Consider the following 23,797-nt stretch of genomic DNA (forward strand, 5'->3'; position numbering starts at 1 on the left):
CCTTGAGGTAGAGCACCCCGAGGGCATGCTGCGCATCGGGGATCTCGGCCGCCGCCGCCCTCTTCAGCAGCTCGACGGCCTTCTTCAGGTCCTCGTCGTTGCCGCTGGTGAGCAGGAGCAGGGCGAGGTTGTGGCAGGCCAGGGAATTGCCCTTGGCGGCCGCCTGTTCGAGCCATGTCCGGCCCTGCGCGGCGTTCTTGGGCATGCCGCGTCCGTCGAGGGCCATAAGGCCGAGGGAGGCGAGCGCGTTGGCGTCGCCGCGCCCCGCCGCCAAGCGGTACCACTCGGAGGCCTTCTTCGGGTCCATGGCGACCCCGAGCCCCTGGTTGTAGAGTTCGCCCAGCAGCGTCATGGCGGCGGCGTCGCTCTTGTTCTTTTCCAGCCGTAGGTTCGCCTCGCGGAACGCCGTCTGATAAAGGCCGCGCTGATAGGCGCCATAGGCGAGATCGGGCTCCGCCGCCTGGCCCGGCATCGCGGATGCCGCCAGAAGGGCTCCGCCGAGGATCCAGGACCGACGCATCAGCGCGAGGCCTCCTGCCGCTCCAGGATCCCGGCAGCCGTTTTCACGGCGGCAGCGGGGCCGTCCGCATGGGTCCAGACCGCATCGCCGAGGGCGACGAATTCCGCGTTCGTGGCCGCCAGGGCCTCGACCGCGTCGAGGCTCGGCGCATAGGCGACGCAGGGCGTCTCGAAGATCTCGGCCCACCAGGCGGCGCGCTCCACCACGCTTTCCAAGGCCGGGACGGAGCCGTCCGGGCGCGGTTCGCCGAAGAGCAGGTAATCGGCCCCGGCCTCACCCAGGGACATGGCGTCGTCCTTGGTGCGGATCGCCCCCACGCCGACGGCACGCTCGGACTTCAGCCGCTCACGCAACTCGCGCACGAGGGCCGGATCGCCCGGCACGTGGACGCCGTCGGCGCCGCCCCGGGCGGCGACGTTCGCCAGGTCCGCCTTGCCGTCGGACGAGACGAGCACGGCCGCTCCGTGCTCCTGCGCCGCGGGGGCGAGGGCCTTCACCAGGTTGATCAGGCTCCGCTCGTCGGCCGCGCCCAGGCGCAGCAGGACGGCCGCCACGGAACCGGCTCCGCAGGCTTCCGCAAGGCGAGGAGCGAAGGAATCATCCTCCAGGACAGGGGTGATGAGGTAGAGGCGGGCGGCGGTGTCGGCCATGGATCACAGGTCACAAAAAAGAAAGACAGGGTTCCCATAACGAAAACGGGGCCATCTTGCGAGGCCCCGCTTGTCGATCATGATTGAGGCAAAAGCCTGATCGGATTACTCCGCCGCCTGACGGCTCGTGCCGAAGGTCGGGTCGAGCTCGCCCGAGGCGTAGCGCTTGGCCATCTCGGCGAGGGTGAACACGCGCTTGATCTTCGAGGCCTGGCCGGCGGTGTTGAATTCCTGCAGGCGCTGCTTGCAGAGCTTCGTCATGGCCTCCATGGCGGGCTTCAGGTACTTGCGCGGGTCGAACTCGCCCGGGTTCTCGGTCAGGACCTTACGGATCTGGCCGGTCATCGCCATCCGGTTGTCGGTGTCGATGTTGATCTTGCGCACGCCGTGCTTGATGCCGCGCTGGATCTCTTCCACCGGCACGCCCCAGGTCGGCTTCATCTGGCCGCCGTACTGGTTGATGATGTCCTGCAGGTCCTGCGGCACCGAGGACGAGCCGTGCATCACCAGGTGGGTGTTCGGGAGCTTCTTGTGGATCTCCTCGATCACATGCATGGCAAGGATCGCGCCGTCGGGCTTGCGGGTGAACTTGTAGGCGCCGTGCGAGGTGCCCATGGCGATCGCGAGCGCGTCGACCTTGGTCTCGGCCACGAATTTCACCGCCTCGTCCGGGTTCGTCAGCAACTGGTCGTGCGACAGCTTGCCCTCGGCCCCGTGGCCATCCTCGGCCTCGCCTTCGCCGGTCTCAAGGGAGCCGAGCACGCCGAGTTCGCCTTCCACCGAGATGCCGCCGAGATGAGCCATCTCGACCACCTTGCGGGTGACGGCCACGTTGTAGTCCCAGTCCCCCGGGGTCTTGCCGTCGGCCTTGAGCGAGCCGTCCATCATCACCGAGGTGAAGCCGGCCTGGATCGCCGTCATGCAGGTGGCGGGCTCGTTGCCGTGATCGAGATGCACGCAGACCGGGATGTGCGGATAGATCTCGGTCACCGCGTCCATCATGTGCTTGAGCATGACGTCGTTGGCGTAGGAGCGGGCGCCGCGGCTCGCCTGGATGATCACCGGCGCGTCGACCTCGCTGGCCGCCGCCATGATGGCGAGCGCCTGCTCCATGTTGTTGATGTTGAAGGCAGGCACGCCATAGCCTTGCTCGGCTGCGTGATCCAGAAGCTGCCTCATGGTGATGCGTGCCATTTAGTCCTCCGTATTGGTTTTGGTTTTAAACAGCGCAGAAGCTGAACCTCAGCTTAAGCCAACTAGGCCGCGTTTTCGCTTGGCAAAGTGGGTAGCCGCTCTGCCAAGCCTAGCCTCAGGCCCTCAGCGCTTCCACGCCGGGCAGCGACTTGCCTTCGAGCCATTCGAGGAAGGCGCCGCCTGCCGTCGATACATAGGTGAAGTCGTCCGCAACGCCAGCATGGTTGAGGGCTGCCACCGTATCGCCGCCGCCGGCGACGGAGACGAGCTTGCCCTCCTTCGTGCGCTGGGCCGCGTGACGCGCGGCCGCGACCGTGCCCTGATCGAAGGGGGCGATCTCGAAGGCGCCGAGCGGGCCGTTCCAGACGAGCGTCGCCGCGTCGTTGATCGCGGCCGCGATGCGCTCCACCGATTGCGAGCCCACGTCCAGGATCATCTGGTCCTCGGGGATCGCATCGATGCCGTAGGTGTGGTTGAGGGCCCCGGCCTTGAACTCGTAGGCGCAGACGCCGTCCACGGGCAGGATGATGGCGCAGTTGGAGGCGCGCGCCTTCTCGATGATCCGCATGGCGGTGGCCGCCAGGTCCTTCTCGGCCAGCGACTTGCCGATGCCGAGGCCCGTCGCGTGCACGAAGGTGTTGGCCATGCCGCCGCCGATCACGAGGGCGTCGACCTTGGCCACGAGGTTCTCGAGCAGGTCGATCTTGGTCGAAACCTTGGCGCCGCCCACGATGGCGACGACCGGGCGCTTGGGCGCCTCGAGTCCCTTGGTGAGGGCATCGAGTTCCTGCTGCATGGTGCGGCCCGCATAGGACGGCAGCACGCGGGCGAGGCCCTCGGTGGAGGCGTGGGCGCGGTGCGCCGCCGAGAAGGCGTCGTTGACGTAGAGGTCGCCGAGCTTCGCCAGTTCCTGGACGAAGGCCGGGTCGTTCGTCTCCTCGCCCGCGTGGAAGCGGGTGTTTTCGAGAAGAAGCACATCGCCGTCCTTGAGGGCATTGACAGCCTGGGCGGCGCTTTCGCCGATGCAGTCATCGGCGAAAGCGATCGTTTTTCCGAGATGCTTCGAGACCGCTTCCGCGACGTGCTTCAGGGACTCTTTAAGATCGCGCCCCTTCGGACGTCCGAAATGGGCGAGAAGGATCACCCTTCCGCCCTTCTCGGCGATCTCCCGGATGGTGGGAAGGACACGCTCGATGCGCGTCGCGTCCGTCACCCGGCCATTCTCCATCGGGACATTGAGGTCGACCCGGACGAGAACGCGTTTTCCCTTAACGTCGGCCTGGTCCAGCGTGCGGAAGGCGGTCATGAAGCGGCCTCCCTTAGATGAGCTTCGCCATGGCGACGGCGGTGTCCGCCATGCGGTTCGAGAAGCCCCACTCGTTGTCGTACCAGGACAGCACGCGCACGAAGTTGCCCTCCATCACCTTGGTCTGGTCCAGGTGGAAAACGGAGGAATGCGGGTCGTGGTTGAAGTCCGACGAAACGTTCGGCTGGTCGGTATATCCGAGGATGCCCTTCAGCGGGCCGTCGGCCGCAGCCTTGATCGCCGCGTTGATATCTTCCTTTGTGGTGTTCTTCTTAGCCACGAACTTGAAGTCGACCACGGAGACGTTCGGGGTCGGCACGCGGATCGAGGAGCCGTCTAACTTGCCGTTGAGGTCGGGCAGGACGAGACCCACCGCCTTGGCGGCGCCGGTCGAGGTCGGGATCATGTTCAGGGCCGCCGCGCGGGCGCGGTAGAGGTCCTTATGCATCTGATCCAGCGTCGGCTGGTCGTTGGTGTAGGAGTGGATCGTGGTCATGAAGCCCTTCTCGATGCCCACCGCGTCATGAAGCACCTTCGCCACGGGGGCGAGGCAGTTCGTGGTACAGGAGGCGTTCGAGATGACCACGTGGTCCTTGGTCAGCTTGTCGTGGTTGACGCCGTAGACGACCGTGAGGTCGGCGCCGTCGGCGGGAGCCGACACGATGACGCGCTTGGCACCGGCGGTGAGATGCGCCGAGGCCTTCTCCTTCGAGGTGAAGATGCCGGTGCATTCCATGGCGATGTCGACGCCGAGTTCACGATGCGGCAGGGTCGCCGGATCCTTGATCGCCGTCACGCGGATCTTCTGGCCGTTGATGACGAGGAACTCGCCATCGACCTTCACGTCCGCCGGGAAGCGGCCATGCACGGAGTCGAAGCGGAGCAGGTGAGCGTTCGTTTCGACCGGGCCGAGGTCGTTGATGGCAACCACCTCGATGTCCTTGCGGCCGCTTTCCACGATGCCGCGGAGGATGTTGCGTCCGATGCGACCGAATCCGTTGATCGCGACCTTCACCGTCATAGTCTTAGCTCCCTTGTGTAACGAGGCTTCAGGTTTCTCGTGCCTCAGAGATTGTGTGTCCGGAGAACCTTTTCAGCCACAGCCTCGGCTGTGATGCCGAAGTGCTTGTAAAGGTCCTTGTAGGGCGCGCTGGCGCCAAACCCATGCATGCCGACGAAAATTCCGTCGGGGCCGATGACCGAATCCCAGCCAAAGCGCACGGCGGCCTCGACCGCGACCTTGATCGGCGCATCGCCGATGATCTCCCGGCGCACCTTCTCGGGCTGGGCCAGGAACAGGTCGAGCGAGGGCACCGACACGACGCGGACGGCGAAGCTCTGTTCCTCCAGCAGCTTCTGGGCGGCGAGAGCGATCTCTACCTCGGAACCCGACGCGAAGATCGTCGCACGGGCCGGGCCGCTGGCCGGCGACAGCTCGTAGGCGCCGGTGGCCGACAGGTTCTGCGCGCCGCCTTCCTTGCGGACCTGGGGCAGGTTCTGGCGGGTGAGCGCGAGCGTCGTCGGGCCGTCCGTGCGCTCGAGGGCCATCTGCCAGGCTTCCGCCGTCTCGATGGCGTCGGCCGGGCGGAACACGCGCATCTTCGGCATGGACCGCAGGGCGGCCAGATGCTCCACCGGCTGGTGGGTCGGGCCGTCTTCACCGAGGCCGATGGAGTCGTGGGTCATCACGTAGACGGCCGGGATTCCGGCAAGCGACGCGATGCGCATGGCGGGGCGGGCATAATCGGTGAAGACCAGGAAGGTCGCGCCGGCCGGCACATAGCCGCCATGGAGCGCGATGCCGTTCATGGCCGCCGCCATGCCGTGCTCGCGGATGCCGTAATGGATGTAGCGGCCCGCATAGTGACCCGGCGAGATGGCGGTCAGGTTCTTGGTCTTGGTGTTGTTGGAAGGCGTCAAGTCGGCCGAGCCCAGCACCAGCTCCGGCACGGCCTCGGTGATCACCTCGAGGGCGATCTCGCTGGCCTTGCGGGTGGCGACGTTCTGCGGCTCGGCGACCAGCCGGTCCTTCAGCTTGGCGACGGCGTCGGCAAGGCCCGCAGGGCGCACGCCCTTCACGCGACGCTCGAACTCGGCGCGGGTCTCGGGCGCGAGAGCCTTCAGGCGGTCTTCCCAGGCCTTGCGCTGGCGGCGGCCCCGCTTGCCGGCCTTCGCCCAGGCGTCGCGGATGTTATCCGGGATCTCGAAGGGAGCGTGGCCCCAGCCGTAGGCGGTCTTGGCGCCTGCCAGCTCCTCGGCGCCCAGCGGCTCGCCGTGGGCCTTGGAGGTGCCGGCCTTCTTGGGCGCGCCATAGCCGATCGTGGTCTTGCACGCGATCAGGGTCGGCTTGTCGGACTTCTGGGCGCGGGAAATGGCGCGCTGCAGGGCCTTCGGGTCATGGCCGTCCACGCGCACGGCGTTCCAGCCGCAGGCCTGGAAGCGCTTCACCTGGTCGACCGAGTCCGAGATCGAGAGCGGGCCGTCGATGGAGATGCCGTTGTCGTCCCACAGGACGATCATGCGGTTGAGCTTCAGGTGGCCGGCGAGTGCGATGGCCTCGTGGCTGATGCCTTCCATCAGGTCGCCGTCGGAGGCCAGCACGTAGGTGTGGTGATCGACGAGGTCGCTGCCGTATTCGGCGTTCAGCATCCGCTCGGCGAGGGCGAAGCCCACCGCCGTGGCGATGCCCTGGCCCAGGGGGCCCGTGGTGGTCTCGACGCCCGGCGTCATGAAGTTCTCGGGGTGGCCCGGGGTCTTGGAATCGAGCTTGCGGAAGTTCTTCAGCTCCTCGATGGTCATGCCCTTCACGCCGGTCAGGTGGAGCAGGGCGTAGAGCAGCATCGAGCCGTGGCCGGCCGAGAGGATGAACCGGTCGCGGTCCGGCCAGGTCGGGTCGGCGGCGTCGTACTTCATGAACTTGGTGAACAGCACCGTCGCCATGTCGGCCGCGCCCATGGGCAGGCCCGGATGGCCGGATTTGGCTTGTTCGACGGCGTCCATGGCGAGGACGCGCACGGCGTTCGCCAGATCGGAATGAGTGACGCGATCGGCGGAGACGGTATCTTGCACGGCGAGATCCACAAGGCTTGAGGCCCCGCAACGGGGCGGTCTGTCTGGAAAAGGCGTGGGCTCCTTAACACGCGGCCAAGGCGAGTCAAAGACCGGAGGGGTGTAATCCCCGCCGGGAACGCCAGCTCGAATGACCAGGAACGCATCGTGTAGGGTCGGAAAACCGGGTCCACTTTTCCGCACGATGCCGGAGCATCGGACCCAAAAGTGGGATCCACTTTTGGGATTGCTCCGATGCTCCTCTCATTGGAGAGCGCATCGTGTAGGGTCGGAAAACCGGGTCCACTTTTCCGCACGATGCGTTAGTGTCGTGGGCGATTCAGGAGGCATGATGGCGCCCACACTCGAGGAAGCGATGAAGCGGCTGGACATGGCCCTGGGCCTTCTGGAGGCCTCCGTGTCCCGTCGCCTGGAGGCCGACAGGCGGCGCGGCGCCCTGGAAACCGAGCTCCAGCTCATGCAGGACGACCGGGCCCGTCTCGCCGTGGAGCTCGATGGCGCGCTCACCCGGCTCCACCGCTTCGAGGCGGCGACCGACGACGTGAGCCGGCGCGTCCGCCAGGCAATCGGGGCCGTCCAGACCGTCCTGGCCCAAGCCGGCCAGCTCGAGCCGGAGGAGGGCTAGGCCATGCCTCAGGTGACGGTGACGATTGCCGGGCAGACCTATCGCGTCGCCTGCGCCGAGGGCGAGGAGGGGCATCTCGAAGGCTTGGCGGCGTCCTATGACGCTCGGATCGAGGAGATGCGGGACGCCTTCGGCGAGATCGGCGACCTGCGCCTCCACGTCATGGCGGCCATCGCTCAGGCGGACGAGCTGCACGAAACGAAACAGCGGGTCGCCGCTTTGGAGGCCGAGGTCGCGGCGCTCAACAGCATCAACGCTTCCCGGGACGAGCGCCTGGAACGGATCGAGACGAGGCTCGCCGAGGGCGTCCAGATGGCCGCCAAGCGGATCGAGGATCTGGCGCGCAGCCTGAACGGGGCGGCGCAGGGTTAGATTTTTCGGGCACGCCGCTTCCATCCCCCACATCATGGACGGCCTTGTACCGGTGATGACGTGAGAGGGGCGGAAGCCGCAGGAACCGATCGAGCGCTGCTGGCTCCCGCCCCGAATCTCAATTCTCCCAAGGGAGAGACGCCCTCAATTCAGCGAGAGGCGATACTGGCGTTGCCGGAGCTGGGTCAGAAGCTCCACGTAAGGCTCCCGCTTTTCGCGATGGGCAGCCTCAATCTTCCTCCTGATGTAATCCTTCAGCTCCTGGTCGGACATGTTCTTCTCGACCTTGTCCAACTCGACCTGATACTCGAAATCGATATTGCCAATCATGTGCAGCACCTCCCTCATCATGGAATCGATGCTGGGAGAGACGGTGCAATCCTTGCGATAAAGCTCTTTGTAGTTGTTCCGTTTCAGATGGGCCATGTTTCCTCCAACGAGCAATGGCACATCCCCCACGACAACAGAATGAGCCCATTTCTGCTGGTGCGCCACCCCGTATTTTCCCTATAACGTCACTCTTGTGCCAGCCGAGCCGCAAAGATCCCCGGCCAAGCTCACTTTTCCTCTTTCCCCCGGGCGTTCTCGTCCCTACATAGGAAAGGCGGGGCTGCGGGGCGCGTTAGGAGTTCATTTTCCCCGGGGCCTTATCGATCCTGAAGGGAGCTGTCCCTGACCCGGTCCGTGGACCGGGACATACGGCGCCCACCTACTTTGTAGGTTCCCGGGATCGCTTCTCCGACGGTTTCTGTGGCTCCGCACCCTTATGCAATCTCCTCCCCCTCCCGCCTTGAAAGAGCGCCTGCGCAGCGAGGTTTTCGCGCGCCGCGACGCTCTCGATAAGGACGTCCGCCATGAGGCCGCCCGGCGCATCGCCGACAGCGCCCTCGGCTTCTCCGACCTGAAGGGCGTCACCCCCGTCGGAGGGTACTGGCCGATCCGCAGCGAGGTCGATCCGCGTCCTCTCATGGACGCGCTGGTCGAACGCGGGCAGGATGTGGCCCTCTCCCAGATTCTCCACCCGCACCTGAGCTGGCGCCTGTGGCGGCCCGGCGATGTGCTGGTCAAGGGCGGCTTCGGCGTGCGCGAGCCCGGTCCCGATGCACCGGAGGTCTTTCCCAAGGCCCTCCTCGTGCCGCTCGTCGCCTTCGACCGCCGGGGAGGGCGCATCGGTTACGGCAAGGGGCATTTCGACCGGGCCATCGCGGCGCTCGAAACGCAGCATCCGGTCTTGACCATCGGTCTGGCTTATGCGGTTCAGGAGATCGACAAAGTGCCGGTCGAGCCCCATGACCGGCGCCTCGATGTTATCATCACCGAAGCCGAACTCATTCGGACCGCATCCTAGTCAAGGATTCACCATGCGTCTTCTCTTCCTCGGGGACATCGTCGGGCGGCCCGGCCGCAATGCGGTGATCGAGCGCCTGCCTGCCTTACGCGACCGCTGGCAGCTCGATTGCGTGGTCATCAACGGCGAGAACTCCGCCGGCGGGTTCGGCATCACGGAGGCGATCTGCGACGAGATCCTGGCTGCCGGCGCCGACGCGATCACGCTCGGCAACCATTCCTGGGACCAGCGCGAGACCCTCGTGTTCATCGAGCGCCAGCCGCGTCTCATCCGTCCGGCGAACTATCCGCCGGGCACCCCGGGACGGGGCGCCAACCTCATCGACACCCGCTCGGGGGCCCGCGTGCTCGTGGTGCAGGCGATGGGCCGCCTCTACATGGACGCCCTGGACGATCCCTTCGCGGTCGTCGACCGGGAGCTGGAAACCTGTCCCCTGGGACAGGTGGCCGATGCGGTCATCGTCGACTTCCACGCGGAGGCGACGAGCGAGAAGGAAGCCATGGGCCATTACCTCGACGGGCGGGCAAGCCTCGTGGTCGGCACTCACACCCATGTGCCCACCGCCGATCACCGGGTGCTTAGGGGCGGCACCGCCTATATGTCCGATGCGGGCATGTGCGGCGATTACGATTCAGTCCTCGGCATGCAGAAGGAGGAGGCGATCCGCCGCTTCATCCAGAAGACGCCGGGCACCCGCCTGGAGCCCGGCCTGAACGAGGGCACGCTCTCCGGCATCGCGGTCGAGACGGACGACCGCACCGGCCTGGCGGTGCGCGTGGCGGCCGTGCGGCTCGGCCCGAATCTGGAAGAGACCTGGCCGCGGTTCTGGGATTAGCACCTTGTCCCCTCTCCCCTCCGCGGGAGAGGGGACACTACCCTTTACCTCCTGCAACATCGTCCCCATCTTGGCGCTACGGAGGACAAGGTGGACGCTGAGATCGAGACGGAAGAGCCGAAAAAAGGCCTTTATCATCAGGAAAGCGAGCTCCATCGCGCCCACGAGCACCAGAGCGCCTCCGCGGTTCTGCGGGCCGTGATCGACGAGGCCGAAGGCGAGACGATTTCCATCGGAGAGATCATCGAAGCCTTCGGCGAGCGCGCCTTCGGCTTCGTGCTGATCCTGTTCTCCCTGCCCAATTGCGTGCCGAACGTGCCGGGGATCGCCGGGCTCGTCGGCACGCCGGTCCTGATCTTCGGCATCCAGATGATGCTGGGTCACACGAGGCCCTGGCTGCCTCGCTTCATCCTGCGACAGACGGTGTCCACGGCGAAATTCAAGCGGCTCATCGATATCGCGGAGCCGAGGCTCCAGAAGCTCGAGAGCTACTGCAAGCCACGCCTGCTTCCCCTGTTCGGCCCCTTCGGGGACCGGGTGGTCGGGTTCTTCGCCTTCCTGGTTGCCGTATCGGTGCTGATCCCGTTCCCCGGGACCAATTTCCCGCCGTCCATCGCGCTCGTCATCGCGTCCATCGCCATCATGGAGGAGGACGGCTATCTGCTGATCGTCGGGTACCTCATCGGCCTGGCGGGCCTGGCCTATACGGCCACGGTGCTGGGCGCCTCCTACCACCTGATCCTGGCGACCATCCACAACCTCCCGTCCTGGCTCGGGTTCTAAAGCATCGGACCCAAAAGTGGATTCCACTTTTCCGCACGATGCTCTCGTTTTTGAGGAACCTGGCGAGAGGGCCTTTGCCTCAGACCCTTCGCCGCCTTATAAGCCTGCCATCGTCAACTTTTCAGGCCTGACGGGCGCTTGGCTGCAAGCCGCCTTCGGCCCAACTTTCCGGAGACCCCGATGGCCGGGCATTCACAATTCAAGAACATCATGCACCGCAAGGGCAAGGTCGATGCGGTCCGCTCCAAGGTGTTTTCCAAGCTCGCCCGCGAAATCACCGTGGCGGCCAAGATGGGCATGCCCGACCCCAACATGAACCCGCGCCTGCGCGCCGCGATCCTCGCCGCCCGCGCCGAGAACATGCCCAAGGACAACATCCAGCGCGCCATCAACAAGGCTTCCGGCGGCGATGCGGAGAACTACGACGAGATCCGCTACGAGGGCTACGGCCCTGGCGGCGCCGCCATCATCGTCGAGGCGATGACCGACAACCGCAACCGCACCGCCTCGGACATCCGCTCCTACTTCACCAAGAGCGGCGGCAACCTCGCCGAGACCGGCGCCGTGTCCTTCATGTTCGACCGGGTCGGCTATATCGAGTTCGGTCCCGACGTGGCGGATGCCGACGCCATGCTGGAAGCCGCCATCGATGCCGGCGCCGACGACGTGGTCTCCTCCGAGAACGGCCACGAGATCTATTGCGACCAGGGCTCCCTCAACGAGGTGACCAAGGCTCTCGAGGACAAGTTCAGGGAGCCCAAGGCCTCCAAGCTCGTCTGGAAGCCCCAGACCCCGGTCGCGGTCGACGACGAGACCGGCGAGAAGCTCATGAAGCTCATGGAGTCGCTGGAGGAGCACGACGACGTGCAGAGCGTCTACGGCAATTTCGAGCTCTCCGACGCCCTGATGCAGAAGATGGCGGAGTGATATTCTTTGTGTGTCATGCCCGGGCATGTCCCGAGCATCCACGTCTTCTTAACCGTTGATGGCGTGGATGGCTGGATCGAGCCCGGCCATGACGATGGAGAAAGAAAGTGACCGAACGCGTCCGAATCCTCGGGCTGGATCCCGGCCTGCGCAACACGGGCTGGGGCGTCATCACGGTCGAGGGGACAAAGCTCTCCTATGTGGCCTGCGGGGTCGTGACCTCGGACGGAGACCTCGACCTGGCGCTTCGCCTCAAGCAGCTCCACGACCGGTTGACCGAGGTGATCCGGACCTGGACCCCCGACGAGGTGTCCGTTGAGGAAACATTCGTCAACAAGGACGCCCAGGCAACCCTCAAGCTCGGCCAGGCCCGCGCTATGTCCCTGCTTGTCCCGGCCCTGCATGGCCTGCCGGTGGCGGAATACGGGGCGAACCAGGTCAAGAAGACTGTCGTGGGCGTGGGCCACGCCGAGAAGGACCAGGTCCAGGCCATGGTCAAGATCCTGCTGCCCAAGGCCGAGTTCAAGAAGGCGGACGCGGCCGACGCGCTCGCCATCGCCATTGCCCACGCCCATCACCGCAAGGCCCGGGCTTTGGCGGCGATCTACTGAGATCATCTGAGAAGCGTCACCCCGGACGCAGCGGAAGCGAAGATCCGGTCCCGTTGTGAGAACAAAGCGCGACCAAAGACTTCCCTTTCAGGGGAAACAGTGTTTTATCCTGCGCATGATCCCAGGGTCTGCTCCGCAGCCCCGGGATGACCATGAGGAGCAGAGGGTTCTGTGATCGGCAAACTCAAAGGCGTGGTGGATTCTTATGGCGAGGATTTCGTGATCCTCGACGTGCATGGAGTCGGCTATGTGGTCCATTGCTCCTCCCGCACTCTCCAGAACCTGCCATCCACCGGGGAGGCGGCGGTCCTGTCCATTGAGACCCATGTGCGCGAGGACATGATCCGCCTGTTCGGCTTTCGGTCGGATTCGGAGCGCGAATGGTTCCGCCTGCTCCAGTCGGTCCAGGGCGTGGGCTCCAAGGTGGCGCTCGGCATCCTCTCGGTGCTCGACCCCGGCAGCCTCGCCACCGCTATCGCCACTGGCGACAAGGCTTCCGTGGCGCGTGGCCCCGGCGTTGGCCCCAAGCTCGCCCAGCGCATTGTCTCCGAGCTCAAGGACAAGGCCCCGGCCTTCTCCCCGGTCGACCCCGCCCTCATCCGCCTCACCGGCGCGGTCGAGGAGAGGAGCGCGCCCGCCCCGGTGGCCGATGCCATCTCGGCGCTCGTCAATCTCGGCTACCCCCAGGTCCAGGCGTCTGCCGCCGTGGCCGCCGCCATGAAGCAGGCCGGTGACGAGGCAGAGGCGAAGACTCTCATCCGGCTGGGGTTGAGGGAATTGGCGCGATAGTATTACATTAGTGAATGCTGACTTGGTTGGTTTTAGCTTTGCTTCCTCCCTTGCTGTGGACCCTGCTCTTGGGATCGTTGGCAGGTTTTCCATGGCTGGATCGACCAAAAAGATTTTTAATCTTCATCGTTCTTGGACCGCCTCTTGGAGGCTTGGTCTCATGTATCGCAGTTATGCTCACCGGTGATCCGCCCAATCCCCACCTGCTCCTGCAGAACATATTGTTTCTGTCGTATATTCCCGGTCTCGCTCCTGCGCTGCTCACTGCCTTGATCGCTCGACAATTACAGCGCTGGAACGCCCCTCACGAAGGAGCTTGGGTTTGCGCCGTCGGTGCTCTGAGCGGGCTGGTCTCCATCAGCTTTGTCAATGTGCTTTTTGGATGGAGCCTGCGCAACACCAGCATCGGTGAATTTGCGGTATCCGCTATTATAGGTCTTATCCCGAGTCTCATCTGCTGGTGGATCGCAAAGAGGCTGGCTCGGCAGGAGTTGAGGGAAATGGCGCGGTAGCCTCATGCATTGGGTTATCTTCCTAGGGCTCGGCCCATTGATCGGATTTGTGATTGTTTGTGCGGGGAACGTTCTATTCGACGGATATCCATATCCTGGAGAGGTGCTGGACGTAGCCATATTTGGCGTGCCGTTTGCGTATGTCTTCGGTCTAATCCCTGCTCTTGTCGCGGCCATCGCTGTTAAGGACCTGCAAGCCAGAAGGGTCACGTGTGAATGGCTTTGGGTCAGCCTGATCGGAGCAGCGATTGGTCTCGGCCTCGAGGTGGCTCTGGCCAAACTGATAAGCGTAGTGGTTGGCAGATGGCAGGGAGGGGGTGTCCCTTATTTCAGGCAAGAAGCTCTCATGGTCTTTGGGCCCGCGTGCATGATCCCGACCTTAATTTGCTGGATCCTCAGCAAACGGCTTGCTCAAGGTACCGAAGCAGCTACTTCGTGATCCATCAACGTTCCTGTTTTGATCTTGTTAAGAATGGCGTATTAGAGCGTCATCGCCTATATGAAGCCTCTGGAAGGTAAGCCTCTTTGACCGATTCCCGCCGCCTGCTCAGCCCTGAAAAGCGTGAGGACGATGTCGATGCGTCGATCCGGCCGCTCTCGCTCGACGATTTCACGGGCCAGAAGGCCGCGCGGGCCAATCTCCAGGTCTTCATCGACGCTGCCAAGGCGCGCGGCGACGCCCTCGATCACGTGCTCTTCGTCGGCCCTCCGGGACTGGGCAAGACCACGCTGGCGCAGATCGTGGCGCGTGAGCTCGGGGTCAATTTCCGCTCGACCTCCGGCCCGGTGATCGCCAAGGCGGGCGATCTGGCGGCCCAGCTCACGAATCTCGAAGAGCGCGACGTGCTCTTCATCGACGAGATCCACCGCCTCAACCCGGCGGTCGAGGAAATCCTCTATCCGGCCATGGAGGATTACCAGCTCGACCTCATCATCGGCGAAGGCCCGGCCGCCCGCTCGGTGAAGATCGAGCTGCCGAAATTCACCCTGGTCGGCGCCACCACGCGTGCGGGCCTCCTCACCACACCTCTGCGTGACCGATTCGGCATTCCGATCCGGCTCGAATTCTACACGGTCGACGAGCTGGAGCTGATCGTCCGGCGCGGCGCCCGGGTGCTCGGCCTCGGCATGAGCGAGGAGGGGGCGAACGAGATCGCCCGCCGCTCCCGCGGCACGCCCCGCATCGCCGGGCGCCTGCTGCGCCGCGTGCGCGACTTCGCCATCGTCGAGGGTGTGCAGACCGTGTCACGCGACCTCGCAGACAAGTCCCTGCGGCTCCTCGACGTCGACCCCATCGGTCTCGACCTGATGGACCGCAAGTACCTGACCATGATCGCCGGTTCCTTCGGCGGTGGTCCGGTCGGCATCGAAACCATCGCGGCGGCTCTCTCCGAGCCGCGCGACGCCATCGAGGACATCATCGAGCCCTATCTCATCCAGAAGGGCTTCGTGCAGCGCACCCCGCGCGGGCGCATCCTCACGCCCCACGCCTTCAAGCATCTCGGCATTCCGGAGCCGACCCGCGAGACCTCGGCGCAGTTCGGGCTGTTCAACGGGGACGCGGATGAGTGAGAAACGCGACCAGCAAGCCGTTGTCGGCTCTCACCTCTCCGGCTTCATGCAGGACGGTGCCCACATCCTCCCTCTCCGCGTCTATTATGAGGACACGGATTTCTCCGCCCGCGTCTATCACGCGAGCTATCTGCGCTTCATGGAGCGCGGACGCACGGAGCTTCTGCGGGCCGTCGAGGTGGCGCAGTCCGACCTTCATGCCGAAATGAACGGGCTCGCCTTCGTGGTCCGCAAGATGGCAATCGACTTTCTCGGCGGCGCCGTCATGGACGACGTGCTGACCATTGTGACCCGCCCGAAGGAGCTGCGCGGCGCGTCCATGACGCTCTCCCAGGAGGTTCGGCGCGGCGACGAGGTGCTCGTGAAGGCCGACGTCATGGTCGCGGCGGTCAGGGGAGGGCGGGCCGTCCGGATCCCCGACGAGCTGCGGACGACGCTGAGCGTGAATTCCTAGGCCCGATCCTGCCCCATGGGCAGGGCGCGCAGGAGCCCTGCCTCGAATGCATGCCAGCCGGAATTTCCATATTTATTTCAGGGTATTCGCTCCTGCGCGGCCGCTCTTAAACCAGACCTTAACCTTACCCTGTGCCTAACAGGTAACGGTCTGGAGCGATCTCGAGTCTTGTGACCCTGCGCCCTTATTTTCGACAGATTCAGGGGCGAACGAGCAGTAATACAAGAACAGATTTTCCTAGACCATTCTGCGGTGGGGCCTGGAGTTCTTCCAGGGCTGCTCGAAGAGCGAGGACGAGACTTATGAACCCGGCTGATGTGGCCCAGGCCGTCCCTGTGGCCCACGAACTGTCCTTCTTCGGCCTGTTCTGGCAGGCTCATTTCATCGTCAAGCTCGTGATGCTGGGCCTGCTCGCGGCCTCCGTCTGGTGCTGGGCCATCATCATCGACAAGACCTTGCTTTATTCTCGCTCCAAGCGCGCCATGGACCGCTTCGAGGACGTGTTCTGGTCCGGCCAGTCGCTCGAGGAGCTGTACCGCTCCCTGCAGAGCCGCCCGGCTACGGGCCTGGCGGCCGTGTTCGTCGCCGCCATGCGCGAATGGAAACGGTCCTTCGAGGGCTCGGGGCGCTCGTTCCAGAGCCTGCCGCAGCGCATCGACAAGGTGCTCGACGTGACCATCCAGCGCGAGGTCGAGCGGCTCAATTCCCGCCTGACGGTGCTGGCCTCCATCGGCTCGGCCGGTCCGTATATCGGCCTCTTCGGCACGGTGGTGGGCATCATGAATTCCTTCACGTCCATCGCGGCGTCCAAGAACACGAGCCTCGCTGTCGTGGCGCCGGGCATCGCGGAGGCGCTGTTCGCCACCGCCATCGGCCTGTTCGCGGCCATCCCGGCGGTGCTCGCCTACAACAAGCTGCAATCCGAGGTCGGCAAGCTCCAGACCCGGCTCGAGGGCTTCGCCGACGAGTTCTCGGCCATCCTGTCGCGCCAGATCGACGAGCGCATCGGCCATGCGGGTCACCACCCCGCCAATGCCGCGTAAGGGAGACCGGGCATGGCCATGATGGCAGGATCAGCGGGAGGCGGACGGCGGCGCAGGCGCGGCCGGACTCCGGGAGCGATCAACGAAATCAACATGACGCCGTTCATCGACGTCATGCTGGTGCTGCTCATCATCTTCATGGTGGCGGCGCCCATGATGACCGCCGGCGTGCCGCTCGACCTGCCGCAGACCAAGGCCGCGCCGCTGAATTCCGACGCGACGCCCGTGACGCTCTCCATCAAGGCGAACGGCCAGGTGTTCCTGGGCGAGACAGAGCTCGTGGACGAGGCGATCGTCGGCAAGCTAGCCGAGGTGTCGAAGTCGGGCTTCGATGAGCGCGTTTTCGTGCGTGGCGACAAGAAGGTCGATTACGGGCGCGTCGCGCAGGTGATGTCGATCGTGACCACGGCAGGCTACAAGCGCGTCGCCCTCGTGACCGAGGTCGATCAGCGCTGAGCGGGATTGAGGACAAGGGGCAAACACACGTGGCGTTGAAGCTGAAATTCAACACCTCCGAGCCGGGCCTTTGGGTCTCGGGCGTCACGCATGCGTCGCTGTTGGCCGCCGCCCTGATCGGCCTGTCGGTCGGGAGCGAGTTTCCCCCCGCCGAGGAAGGCATCCCGGTCGAGATCATCACCGACAACCAGCTTTCGCAGATCACCAAGGGCGAGACGAACGCCAAGGCTCCGCAACCGAAGCCGCGCGCCGAACGCGTGGCCGACAAGACTGAGCTGAAGGATCCGGGCGAGGATAAGCGCGATGCGCCGGCGCCGCCCAAGCGGCCGGCCGAGATGAAGGTCGCCGAGAAGGAAGAGCCGGTCGCCGCCCAGCCTCCGCCGCCCGCGCCGCCCACGCGCTCGCAGGAGGAAAAGGCCGCCCAGGCCAAGGCCGAGGAAGAAAAGAAGCTGCAGGAAAAGGCGGAAGCCGAAGCCATCGAGAAGGCCAAGGCCGCCGAGCAGGCCAAGATCGAGGCCCAAGCCAAGGCGAAGGCGGAAGCGGAGGCGAAAGCCAAGGCTGAAGCGGAAGCCAAGAAGGTCGCCGAGGCGAAGGCCAAAGCGAAGGCCGAGGCCGAGGCCGAAGCCAAGGCGAAAGCGGAGGCCGAGAAGAAGCTCGCGGAAGCCAAGGCCAAGGAAGAGGCCGAGGCCAAGGCGCGCAAGGAAGCCCAGCTCGCCAAGAAGCTCGACATGGGCGACCTGAAGCAGTTCCTCGACAGCAAGGAAAAGAACCAGTCCACCGGCGCGACCGGGGCGGAGGTCCAGAGGACCGCCGCGCTCGGCACCGCGACGGGATCGTCAGCGAAGCTCTCCCCGAGTCTGCGCGATGCGCTCATCGGCATCCTGGTCTCACAGATCGAGCGCTGCTACAGCGCGCCGATTTCCGCCTCGGGCGGCCAAGTGACCGCGCCCATTCTCGATATCCGCCTGAACCAGGACGGGTCGCTCAGCACCGAGCCCCGGATCCTCCAGGCGGGAAGCAGCTCGACCGACCGGGCGGTGGCCGATGCGGCCGTCCGGGCTATCCGCAAGTGCCGCCAGTTCGAGATCCCGGCGAAGTTCGTCCCGTATTACGCGGATTGGAAAGTATTGAACGTCCAGTTCGATCCTCCTCTCTCTTAAAGCCCTTCAAGCTTGAGACAGCACCCCATGATCACTCGCTTCGTTTCCCGTCTTCTCGTCGCGCTCGCCGTCGTCATGCCGATGGCGGCGCTCGCGCCGTCCGCCCAGGCCCAGCTCTCGTTCCGTGTCGGCCCCGGCGGGCAGTTCCAGCCCATGCCCATCGCCGTGGCGGATTTTTCCGGCGAGGGCGATCTCGGCCAGCGTGTGTCGGGCATCATCACGAGCAACCTGCAGCGCTCGGGCTATTTCGCGCCGCTCGACAAGTCCCGTTTCCCGGAGCGCCCGTCCTTCGACGCCGCACCGCGTTTCGACGCCTGGAAGATGGCCGGCGCGCAGGCCCTGGTGACGGGTCGCGTGTCGCGCGATCCCTCGGGCCGCCTCCGCGCGGAGTTCCGCCTGTGGGACATCGAGTCGGGCCAGCAGCTCACCGGCCAGCAATACGTGACCGACGCCAATTTCTGGCGCCGCGTCGGCCACATCATTTCGGATGCGGTCTACACCAAGGTGACCGGCTTCGGCGGCTTCTTCGACACGCGCATCGTATTCGTCGATGAATCGGGCCCGAAGGAGAACCGCCGCAAGCGTCTCGCGATCATGGACCAGGACGGCGCGAACGTGCGCTACCTGACGCAGGGCGACACCTCTGTCGTGACCCCGCGCTATTCGCCGGCCACGCAGGACATCACCTATTCGGCCCAGGTCGAGGGCCAGCAGCCGCGCGTCCAGGTGATCAACCTGGAGACCGGCACGCGTCAGGTGCTCGGCAACTTCCCCGACATGGCCTCCTCGCCGCGCTTCGCGCCGGACGGACAGCGAATCGTCATGAGCCTGCAGCAGGGCGGCAACGCCAACATCTTCATGATGGACTTAGGATCGCGCGCCACCACGCGCCTGACCTCCACCGCCGCTATCGACACCTCGCCGTCGTTCTCGCCGGACGGCAGCCAGATCGTGTTCGAGAGCGACCGCGGCGGCAAGCAGCAGATCTACGCCATGAACGCGGACGGTTCGAACCAGCGCCGCATCTCCTTCGGCGACGGCTCCTATTCGCAGCCGGCCTGGTCGCCGCGCGGCGACTATATCGCCTTCACCAAGCAGCGCGCGGGCGGCTTCGCCATCGGCATCATGAAGCCCGACGGCTCGGGCGAGCGCATCCTGACGGAGGGCTTCCACAACGAAAGCCCGACCTGGGCGCCGAACGGCCAGTACATCCTGTTCTTCCGGGATCCGGGCGGACAGGCCGGCGGCAAGCTCTACATGGTCGATATCACAGGCCGCGTGGAGCAGCCCGTGCCGACACCGTCCTTCGCATCCGACCCGACCTGGTCGCCGCTGTTGAGCGAAAGCCGGCAGAGCAACTGATCCGACGAGAAAAGGGCCCCATTGGGGCCCTTTTTATTGGGTTCAGGCGCGCGTGGGTGCCGCGCTGCTGGGTTCGTCCTTGTAGCCCTTGAGCTTGAAGGCGAGCGCCAGGAGGGAAATGCCGAACACGAGCGCGTAGGCTCCGAGCCACCAGGTCAGCACCACGGCGCCGACGAGCGGCGCGACCAGCAGCGCGACGCCGAAGAGAACCGACACGATGCCGCTGAAGATCAGCCAGCCGCGTCCGTAGGCCGGATTGAGCTTGAAGGCCGCGACGATCATCAGGACGCCGGTGATCAGCGACCACACGGCCATCAGGGTGACGAAGAACACGACCGTGAGCCCCGGCATCATGAAGGCGATGACGCCGACCAGGATGTTCAGGATGCCCTCGAGAACCAGAAGGCCCCAGCGCTGGTTGTTGGATGCGGCCCTGACCGCCGCGATGATCCCGAACACGCCGTCGACCAGCATGTAGGCGGCGAAGACCCAGACCAGGGACAGGAGCGTGGCGCCGGGCATGAAGAAGGCGATGAGCGCGAAGATGATCGCGAAGACGCCCCGGAGCGCCAGGGCCCACCAGTTCTGGGCCAGGATCCGGCTCATGGCGTGGGTGCGGTCAAGGGTCTCGAAAGGGCCGGTGGTGCCTGTAGCCATAGGAAGTCCTCCTCGAAAAGGGACATGCCGCCTTCAAGATCAACGCCAAGCTTGACCGTTGGTTTCCCGGTTCTTCTTTCGGCTTCTACTCTCCTGGCGAGGTCTCGCTCTCTCTGATCTTGGTCAGCTTGCGCCGCAGGGCAAGCTTGCGACGCCTGAGGCGCACGCGGCGCTTGAGGCGGAAGGCGCGGATCAGGAGCGCGAGGCCGAGCCAGATGAGGCCGATGACGATCGGCGACACGATCAGGACGGGAAAGACCGTCACCAGGACGGCGAGCGCCAGCAGCGCGCCGCCGATGATCGCGACGCTGCTCGCCTCGGTGGCCGTGAGCGAGCGCGAGCCGACCGCCTTGCCGACCGTGCTCGACAGGGCGAGGGCGCCGGCAGCCAGCCGGCGGACGCCACCTTTCTTGAAGCGATGACCGCGGCGCGAACGCATGTTCCGGGCCTGGCGGCGCCTGGATTGCCAGCCGGGAACGATCTCGGTCGCATTGGCGAGATCCTCCAGGTACATGGCCTCCATGGCTTCGGCGAAGTGAGCATCCTCGACCACCACGTCGAGTTCCCAATTAGTCGCCCAGCTGGCGATGTTGAGGTTGGTGGAGCCGACGCGCGCCCAGCGGCCGTCGACCACGGCGGTCTTGGCATGGAGCATCGAGCCGTTCCACTCGAAGACCCTGATCCCGGCCTCGATCAGAGAGCGGTAGCCGGCGCGCACCACCGGCTGAAGGGCGAGGACATCGCTCGATCCGGGAACGAGGAGGCGCACGTCCACCCCGTCGCGGGCCGCTTCGCCCAGGGCCTGCACGTAGGACGTGGTGGCGACGAAATAGGCGTCCGTGAGCCAGAGGTTGCGCTGGGCCGTCGCGGCGATGAACTGGTCCACCCGGTACGTTCGGAACATGCCCGGCTCGCCGCTGATGACCCGGGCGGCGACCGAACCCGCCTGCGCGATCAGGTCCGCATGGGGCAGCTCGGATTTCGGGATCGCCCTCATGCCGGCGAGAACCCAGCTCTCGGCGAAGGTCGCATCGAGATCGGCGACCACCGGGCCTTCGAGGGAGAGGCCGGTGTCGCGCCACGGCTCCGCGCCGTTCCGCCCGACCCAGTTGTCGGAGATGCACAGCCCGGACACGAAGGCGATGCGCCCGTCCACGGTGATCAGCTTGCGATGGTTGCGCCGGATCCAGAATGGGTCGGTCAGGCGGGGCGGGTTGAAGACGCGGGCCTCGACGCCCGCCTCCCGCAGCCGCCGCCAGTAATGGGGCAGGGCGCGGAACGAGGAGCCGAGCCAGTCGTAGAGCACGCGCACCTTCACGCCGGCGCACGCGCGCTCCATCAGCGCCTCGGCGAATTCGCGGCCGGTCTCGTCGTCGGCGATGATGAAGTTCTCGAAATGGACGACCCTCGTGGCCGACCGGATCGCCTTCAGCCAGGCCGGATAGTTTTCGCGCGAGTCCCGGAGCAGGGCCACGGCGTTGCCCTGGCGCAGGTCGCTGTCCGCGATGCGCGAGAAGGCGCGCTCGAGGCGCAGGTCGTCCAGGGCTTTACGATAAGGATGCGCATGGCTTCCGGGCTGGGTCGTCACGATGTTCATGACCTCTCAACGCACGAAACTGGCAATTGGCAGCAGCCCAGCTTCGTCCGCCTGTTTTTACTTACCTAAGGGTAGGAATAAACGACACGCCTGAAACCGTTCACACTTGGTTAACCCTAACTCCAACTACCACAACTTGGCCATAATTCACCTTAATCCCCCAGAGTCCCTTCGCGGTTGACGGAACCCTCCCTTAACCATCCTCCCGATATGAAAGACACAACGTTCGGCAAACGTATGTGTAAGGAGTATTGCCAATGATGACGCTGCGCGCCGTCAAGTTCGCCGCTGCTATCGTCCTCGCCCTCGGGGCGGCGGCGTGTTCGTCCAACAAAGATGGAATGGCCGACGGAGCCGGGGGCTTCGGCGCCGGTGGCGCCGCCACCCCGGGCAGCGCCCAGGATTTCGTCGTCAACGTGGGTGACCGCGTGTTCTTCGAGACCGACTCGACCGACCTCACCCCCACGGCCGTCGCGACTCTCGACAAGCAGGCCCAGTGGCTGCAGCGCTACCCGCAATACACCTTCATCCTCGAAGGCCATGCGGACGAGCGCGGTACCCGCGAGTACAACTACTCGCTCTCCGCCCGCCGCGCCCAGGTCGTCCGCGACTACCTGATCTCCCGCGGCATCCCAGGCAACCGCTTCCGCACCGTGTCCTACGGCAAGGAGCGCCCGGTGGCGGTCTGCAACGACATCTCCTGCTGGTCGCAGAACCGCCGCGCGGTCACCGTGCTCGGCGGCGGCGCCGGGGCATAAGGCCTCACCTAGCGCACCGTGCGGAAAAGTGGACCCGGTTTTCCGTGCCCGAACGATGCGCCAGCCAAGAGGGAGAACATCGGATTCGACCCCAAAAGTGGTGTCCACTTGTGGGTCCGATGCTCGACTTCAAGCCCTCGTGAACTCGCAGAGCGCCGCCACATTCTCGCCGTGGCGGCGCTTTTGTGTTATCGGCCTCCTCGTTCGAGGACCCTCACGGTATCCCAGCATGTTTCAACGCCTGTTTGTCTTTTCAGCCTTTGCCCTCGCTCTGGCCACAACCTCGGTCTTTCCTGCCGCCGCGCAGGATGCGGCCGACGCGATCGTGCGCCTGAACCGGCTCGAGAGCCAGTTCCGCCAGCTCTCCGGCCAGATGGAGCAGCTCCAGTACGAGAACCGCCAGCTCAAGGAGCAGCTCCGCAAGTTCCAGGAGGACGTGGAGTTCCGCTTCCAGGAGCGCAGCGGCGGCTCGCGATCCTCGACGCCGCCGACCGCGACGCCCTCGCGTCCCGCCCAGCCGGCGCCGGCCCAGCCGCAGCGCCGGAGCGACGTGTTCGATCCCTCGGAAGCGCCGGATGCTCCCGGCGCCCCGCGTCCGCTCGGCGCAACGCCTCCCTCCGCCCCCCTGACGGCGGACGCGAATCGTCCCATGCCGCTGCCCGGCGGGCAGCTGGCCGAGTTGATCGAGCAGGACGAGGAAGGCCTCGACGGTGCGCCGATGGATGGCGGCGGACATGACCGCATGGGCGGACTCCCCCAAGGGGCGCTTGCCGAGCGTCCCGGCCCGAGCGTCGCGGCGACGAGCGTGGGCAACCCGCGTTCCGATTTCGATGCGGCCTATGCCTCCTTCACGCAGAAGCAGTACGACCAGGCCGAAATGGGATTTCGCCGTTTCCTCCAGTCCAATCCCCGCGACAAGCTGGTGCCCGAGGCGACCTTCTGGCTCGGAGAGACCTATCTCCAGCGCGGCCGCTACCGCGAGGCCGCAGAGCAGTTCCTGAACGTCACGGCTGAGCATCCAGACGCCGCCAAGGCGCCGGACTCGCTGCTGCGGCTCGGCATCTCCCTGAACGGACTCGGTGCCAAGGACCGTGCCTGCGCGGTCCTCGCAGAGCTCGACCGCAAGTATCCCCAGGCCTCGGCTCCCGTCCGCCAGGCATCCGACCGCGAGCAGAAGCGCATCAAGTGCAGCTGAGC

At 65.4% G+C, this 23,797-nt stretch carries 26 protein-coding genes and 1 other RNA gene; 18 read left to right on the forward strand and 9 right to left on the reverse strand.

The window, feature by feature from the left end:
* From OC446_RS08915 to tkt, 6 genes are all read right to left on the reverse strand, one after another.
* Nucleotides 1–520 (reverse strand): tetratricopeptide repeat protein (locus OC446_RS08915; protein WP_262028676.1); only part of this gene is annotated, 520 nt, incomplete at its 3' end.
* A complete protein-coding gene (locus OC446_RS08920; RefSeq protein ID WP_262028677.1) occupies nucleotides 520–1,170 on the reverse strand; it encodes a thiamine phosphate synthase in 651 nt (216 codons plus the stop codon). The genes OC446_RS08920 and OC446_RS08915, both read right to left, overlap by 1 nt.
* Before the next feature lie 105 nt (nucleotides 1,171–1,275).
* Nucleotides 1,276–2,364: a class II fructose-bisphosphate aldolase gene (gene fba / locus OC446_RS08925; protein ID WP_262028678.1), complete on the reverse strand. Its 1,089-nt coding sequence runs from the start codon at nucleotides 2,362–2,364 to the stop codon at nucleotides 1,276–1,278.
* 115 nt (nucleotides 2,365–2,479) lie between these two features.
* The gene (locus tag OC446_RS08930) at nucleotides 2,480–3,670 is read right to left on the reverse strand and encodes a phosphoglycerate kinase (protein ID WP_262028679.1); all 1,191 of its coding nucleotides are present in this window, start codon (nucleotides 3,668–3,670) and stop codon (nucleotides 2,480–2,482) included.
* Between the two features lie 13 nt (nucleotides 3,671–3,683).
* Nucleotides 3,684–4,691, reverse strand: coding sequence for a type I glyceraldehyde-3-phosphate dehydrogenase (gene gap, locus OC446_RS08935; protein WP_262028680.1), 1,008 nt, complete (start codon nucleotides 4,689–4,691; stop codon nucleotides 3,684–3,686).
* 44 nt (nucleotides 4,692–4,735) lie between these two features.
* On the reverse strand, nucleotides 4,736–6,670 hold the full coding sequence (tkt, locus tag OC446_RS08940) for a transketolase (RefSeq protein WP_410055044.1): 1,935 nt from the start codon (nucleotides 6,668–6,670) through the stop codon (nucleotides 4,736–4,738).
* A gap of 397 nt (nucleotides 6,671–7,067) precedes the next feature.
* Here tkt and OC446_RS08945 point away from each other — a divergent pair, with 397 nt between their 5' ends.
* Nucleotides 7,068–7,364 carry a DUF4164 domain-containing protein gene (locus OC446_RS08945; protein WP_410055042.1) on the forward strand — a complete coding sequence of 99 codons (297 nt, stop codon included), beginning with the start codon at nucleotides 7,068–7,070 and terminating at the stop codon, nucleotides 7,362–7,364.
* Between the two features lie 3 nt (nucleotides 7,365–7,367).
* Nucleotides 7,368–7,736 carry a cell division protein ZapA gene (locus tag OC446_RS08950; RefSeq protein ID WP_262028682.1) on the forward strand — a complete coding sequence of 123 codons (369 nt, stop codon included), beginning with the start codon at nucleotides 7,368–7,370 and terminating at the stop codon, nucleotides 7,734–7,736.
* A 144-nt stretch (nucleotides 7,737–7,880) separates the two neighbouring features.
* Here OC446_RS08950 and OC446_RS08955 read toward each other — a convergent pair whose 3' ends face one another.
* The gene (locus OC446_RS08955) at nucleotides 7,881–8,162 is read right to left on the reverse strand and encodes a hypothetical protein (RefSeq protein WP_262028683.1); all 282 of its coding nucleotides are present in this window, start codon (nucleotides 8,160–8,162) and stop codon (nucleotides 7,881–7,883) included.
* Between the two features lie 178 nt (nucleotides 8,163–8,340).
* On the opposite strand from OC446_RS08955, the gene ssrS reads away from it, so the two are divergent.
* The 14 genes from ssrS (at nucleotide 8,341) to tolB (ending at nucleotide 19,588) form a co-directional block, all read left to right on the forward strand.
* Nucleotides 8,341–8,497: non-coding RNA, 6S RNA (gene ssrS / locus OC446_RS08960), on the forward strand.
* A 5-nt stretch (nucleotides 8,498–8,502) separates the two neighbouring features.
* Nucleotides 8,503–9,084: a 5-formyltetrahydrofolate cyclo-ligase gene (locus tag OC446_RS08965; protein ID WP_262028684.1), complete on the forward strand. Its 582-nt coding sequence runs from the start codon at nucleotides 8,503–8,505 to the stop codon at nucleotides 9,082–9,084.
* 13 nt (nucleotides 9,085–9,097) lie between these two features.
* Nucleotides 9,098–9,919: a TIGR00282 family metallophosphoesterase gene (locus tag OC446_RS08970; protein ID WP_262028685.1), complete on the forward strand. Its 822-nt coding sequence runs from the start codon at nucleotides 9,098–9,100 to the stop codon at nucleotides 9,917–9,919.
* A gap of 90 nt (nucleotides 9,920–10,009) precedes the next feature.
* Entirely contained in the window at nucleotides 10,010–10,702 is a 693-nt protein-coding gene (locus tag OC446_RS08975; protein ID WP_262028686.1) for an exopolysaccharide biosynthesis protein, read from the forward strand.
* A 180-nt stretch (nucleotides 10,703–10,882) separates the two neighbouring features.
* Entirely contained in the window at nucleotides 10,883–11,629 is a 747-nt protein-coding gene (locus OC446_RS08980; protein WP_262028687.1) for a YebC/PmpR family DNA-binding transcriptional regulator, read from the forward strand.
* A 107-nt stretch (nucleotides 11,630–11,736) separates the two neighbouring features.
* Nucleotides 11,737–12,240 (forward strand): crossover junction endodeoxyribonuclease RuvC, encoded by a 504-nt coding sequence (gene ruvC, locus OC446_RS08985; protein ID WP_262028688.1) that lies wholly within the window; start codon nucleotides 11,737–11,739, stop codon nucleotides 12,238–12,240.
* Between the two features lie 171 nt (nucleotides 12,241–12,411).
* On the forward strand, nucleotides 12,412–13,029 hold the full coding sequence (ruvA, locus tag OC446_RS08990; RefSeq protein ID WP_262028689.1) for a Holliday junction branch migration protein RuvA: 618 nt from the start codon (nucleotides 12,412–12,414) through the stop codon (nucleotides 13,027–13,029).
* A 14-nt stretch (nucleotides 13,030–13,043) separates the two neighbouring features.
* Nucleotides 13,044–13,541, forward strand: coding sequence for a hypothetical protein (locus OC446_RS08995; RefSeq protein ID WP_262028690.1), 498 nt, complete (start codon nucleotides 13,044–13,046; stop codon nucleotides 13,539–13,541).
* Nucleotides 13,542–14,066: 525 nt separating this feature from the next.
* Nucleotides 14,067–15,113, forward strand: a complete 1,047-nt coding sequence (gene ruvB, locus OC446_RS09000; protein WP_262028691.1) for a Holliday junction branch migration DNA helicase RuvB — start codon at nucleotides 14,067–14,069, stop codon at nucleotides 15,111–15,113.
* Nucleotides 15,114–15,159: 46 nt separating this feature from the next.
* On the forward strand, nucleotides 15,160–15,567 hold the full coding sequence (ybgC, locus tag OC446_RS09005) for a tol-pal system-associated acyl-CoA thioesterase (protein ID WP_262028712.1): 408 nt from the start codon (nucleotides 15,160–15,162) through the stop codon (nucleotides 15,565–15,567).
* Nucleotides 15,568–15,869: 302 nt separating this feature from the next.
* Nucleotides 15,870–16,610 (forward strand): protein TolQ, encoded by a 741-nt coding sequence (gene tolQ, locus OC446_RS09010; protein WP_262028692.1) that lies wholly within the window; start codon nucleotides 15,870–15,872, stop codon nucleotides 16,608–16,610.
* A 12-nt stretch (nucleotides 16,611–16,622) separates the two neighbouring features.
* Nucleotides 16,623–17,066 carry an ExbD/TolR family protein gene (locus OC446_RS09015; protein WP_262028693.1) on the forward strand — a complete coding sequence of 148 codons (444 nt, stop codon included), beginning with the start codon at nucleotides 16,623–16,625 and terminating at the stop codon, nucleotides 17,064–17,066.
* Nucleotides 17,067–17,095: 29 nt separating this feature from the next.
* Nucleotides 17,096–18,226 carry a cell envelope integrity protein TolA gene (tolA, locus tag OC446_RS09020; RefSeq protein ID WP_315986489.1) on the forward strand — a complete coding sequence of 377 codons (1,131 nt, stop codon included), beginning with the start codon at nucleotides 17,096–17,098 and terminating at the stop codon, nucleotides 18,224–18,226.
* A gap of 27 nt (nucleotides 18,227–18,253) precedes the next feature.
* On the forward strand, nucleotides 18,254–19,588 hold the full coding sequence (tolB, locus tag OC446_RS09025; protein ID WP_410055043.1) for a Tol-Pal system beta propeller repeat protein TolB: 1,335 nt from the start codon (nucleotides 18,254–18,256) through the stop codon (nucleotides 19,586–19,588).
* A 42-nt stretch (nucleotides 19,589–19,630) separates the two neighbouring features.
* Here the strand turns inward: tolB and OC446_RS09030 are convergent, their stop codons facing one another.
* Together OC446_RS09030 and OC446_RS09035 are read right to left on the reverse strand one after the other, a co-directional pair.
* Nucleotides 19,631–20,245 carry an HdeD family acid-resistance protein gene (locus OC446_RS09030; protein ID WP_262028694.1) on the reverse strand — a complete coding sequence of 205 codons (615 nt, stop codon included), beginning with the start codon at nucleotides 20,243–20,245 and terminating at the stop codon, nucleotides 19,631–19,633.
* Nucleotides 20,246–20,330: 85 nt separating this feature from the next.
* Nucleotides 20,331–21,842, reverse strand: a complete 1,512-nt coding sequence (locus tag OC446_RS09035) for a phospholipase D-like domain-containing protein (protein WP_262028695.1) — start codon at nucleotides 21,840–21,842, stop codon at nucleotides 20,331–20,333.
* Between the two features lie 257 nt (nucleotides 21,843–22,099).
* On the opposite strand from OC446_RS09035, the gene pal reads away from it, so the two are divergent.
* Both pal and ybgF read left to right on the forward strand, forming a co-directional pair.
* Nucleotides 22,100–22,600: a peptidoglycan-associated lipoprotein Pal gene (gene pal, locus OC446_RS09040; RefSeq protein ID WP_009763444.1), complete on the forward strand. Its 501-nt coding sequence runs from the start codon at nucleotides 22,100–22,102 to the stop codon at nucleotides 22,598–22,600.
* 229 nt (nucleotides 22,601–22,829) lie between these two features.
* Entirely contained in the window at nucleotides 22,830–23,795 is a 966-nt protein-coding gene (gene ybgF, locus OC446_RS09045; protein ID WP_262028696.1) for a tol-pal system protein YbgF, read from the forward strand.
* The last annotated feature ends 2 nt before the right edge of the window (nucleotides 23,796–23,797 follow it).

The organism is Microvirga sp. Mcv34, from assembly GCF_024519725.1.
In the GTDB taxonomy this organism is placed as follows: Bacteria; Pseudomonadota; Alphaproteobacteria; order Rhizobiales; family Beijerinckiaceae; genus Microvirga.

Excerpts from the sequence above, each read along its gene's own strand:
- OC446_RS08920 (WP_262028677.1), bottom strand. The coding sequence starts at position 1,170 with ATGGCCGACACCGCCGCCCGCCTCTACCTCATCACCCCTGTCCTGGAG.
- fba (WP_262028678.1), bottom strand. The coding sequence starts at position 2,364 with ATGGCACGCATCACCATGAGGCAGCTTCTGGATCACGCAGCCGAGCAA.
- OC446_RS08930 (WP_262028679.1), bottom strand. The coding sequence starts at position 3,670 with ATGACCGCCTTCCGCACGCTGGACCAGGCCGACGTTAAGGGAAAACGC.
- gap (WP_262028680.1), bottom strand. The coding sequence starts at position 4,691 with ATGACGGTGAAGGTCGCGATCAACGGATTCGGTCGCATCGGACGCAAC.
- tkt (WP_410055044.1), bottom strand. The coding sequence starts at position 6,670 with ATGGACGCCGTCGAACAAGCCAAATCCGGCCATCCGGGCCTGCCCATG.
- OC446_RS08945 (WP_410055042.1), top strand. The coding sequence starts at position 7,068 with ATGATGGCGCCCACACTCGAGGAAGCGATGAAGCGGCTGGACATGGCC.
- OC446_RS08950 (WP_262028682.1), top strand. The coding sequence starts at position 7,368 with ATGCCTCAGGTGACGGTGACGATTGCCGGGCAGACCTATCGCGTCGCC.
- OC446_RS08955 (WP_262028683.1), bottom strand. The coding sequence starts at position 8,162 with ATGGCCCATCTGAAACGGAACAACTACAAAGAGCTTTATCGCAAGGAT.
- OC446_RS08965 (WP_262028684.1), top strand. The coding sequence starts at position 8,503 with ATGCAATCTCCTCCCCCTCCCGCCTTGAAAGAGCGCCTGCGCAGCGAG.
- OC446_RS08970 (WP_262028685.1), top strand. The coding sequence starts at position 9,098 with ATGCGTCTTCTCTTCCTCGGGGACATCGTCGGGCGGCCCGGCCGCAAT.
- OC446_RS08980 (WP_262028687.1), top strand. The coding sequence starts at position 10,883 with ATGGCCGGGCATTCACAATTCAAGAACATCATGCACCGCAAGGGCAAG.
- OC446_RS08995 (WP_262028690.1), top strand. The coding sequence starts at position 13,044 with ATGCTGACTTGGTTGGTTTTAGCTTTGCTTCCTCCCTTGCTGTGGACC.
- ybgC (WP_262028712.1), top strand. The coding sequence starts at position 15,160 with ATGCAGGACGGTGCCCACATCCTCCCTCTCCGCGTCTATTATGAGGAC.
- tolQ (WP_262028692.1), top strand. The coding sequence starts at position 15,870 with ATGAACCCGGCTGATGTGGCCCAGGCCGTCCCTGTGGCCCACGAACTG.
- OC446_RS09015 (WP_262028693.1), top strand. The coding sequence starts at position 16,623 with ATGGCCATGATGGCAGGATCAGCGGGAGGCGGACGGCGGCGCAGGCGC.
- tolB (WP_410055043.1), top strand. The coding sequence starts at position 18,254 with ATGATCACTCGCTTCGTTTCCCGTCTTCTCGTCGCGCTCGCCGTCGTC.
- OC446_RS09030 (WP_262028694.1), bottom strand. The coding sequence starts at position 20,245 with ATGGCTACAGGCACCACCGGCCCTTTCGAGACCCTTGACCGCACCCAC.
- OC446_RS09035 (WP_262028695.1), bottom strand. The coding sequence starts at position 21,842 with ATGAACATCGTGACGACCCAGCCCGGAAGCCATGCGCATCCTTATCGT.
- pal (WP_009763444.1), top strand. The coding sequence starts at position 22,100 with ATGATGACGCTGCGCGCCGTCAAGTTCGCCGCTGCTATCGTCCTCGCC.
- ybgF (WP_262028696.1), top strand. The coding sequence starts at position 22,830 with ATGTTTCAACGCCTGTTTGTCTTTTCAGCCTTTGCCCTCGCTCTGGCC.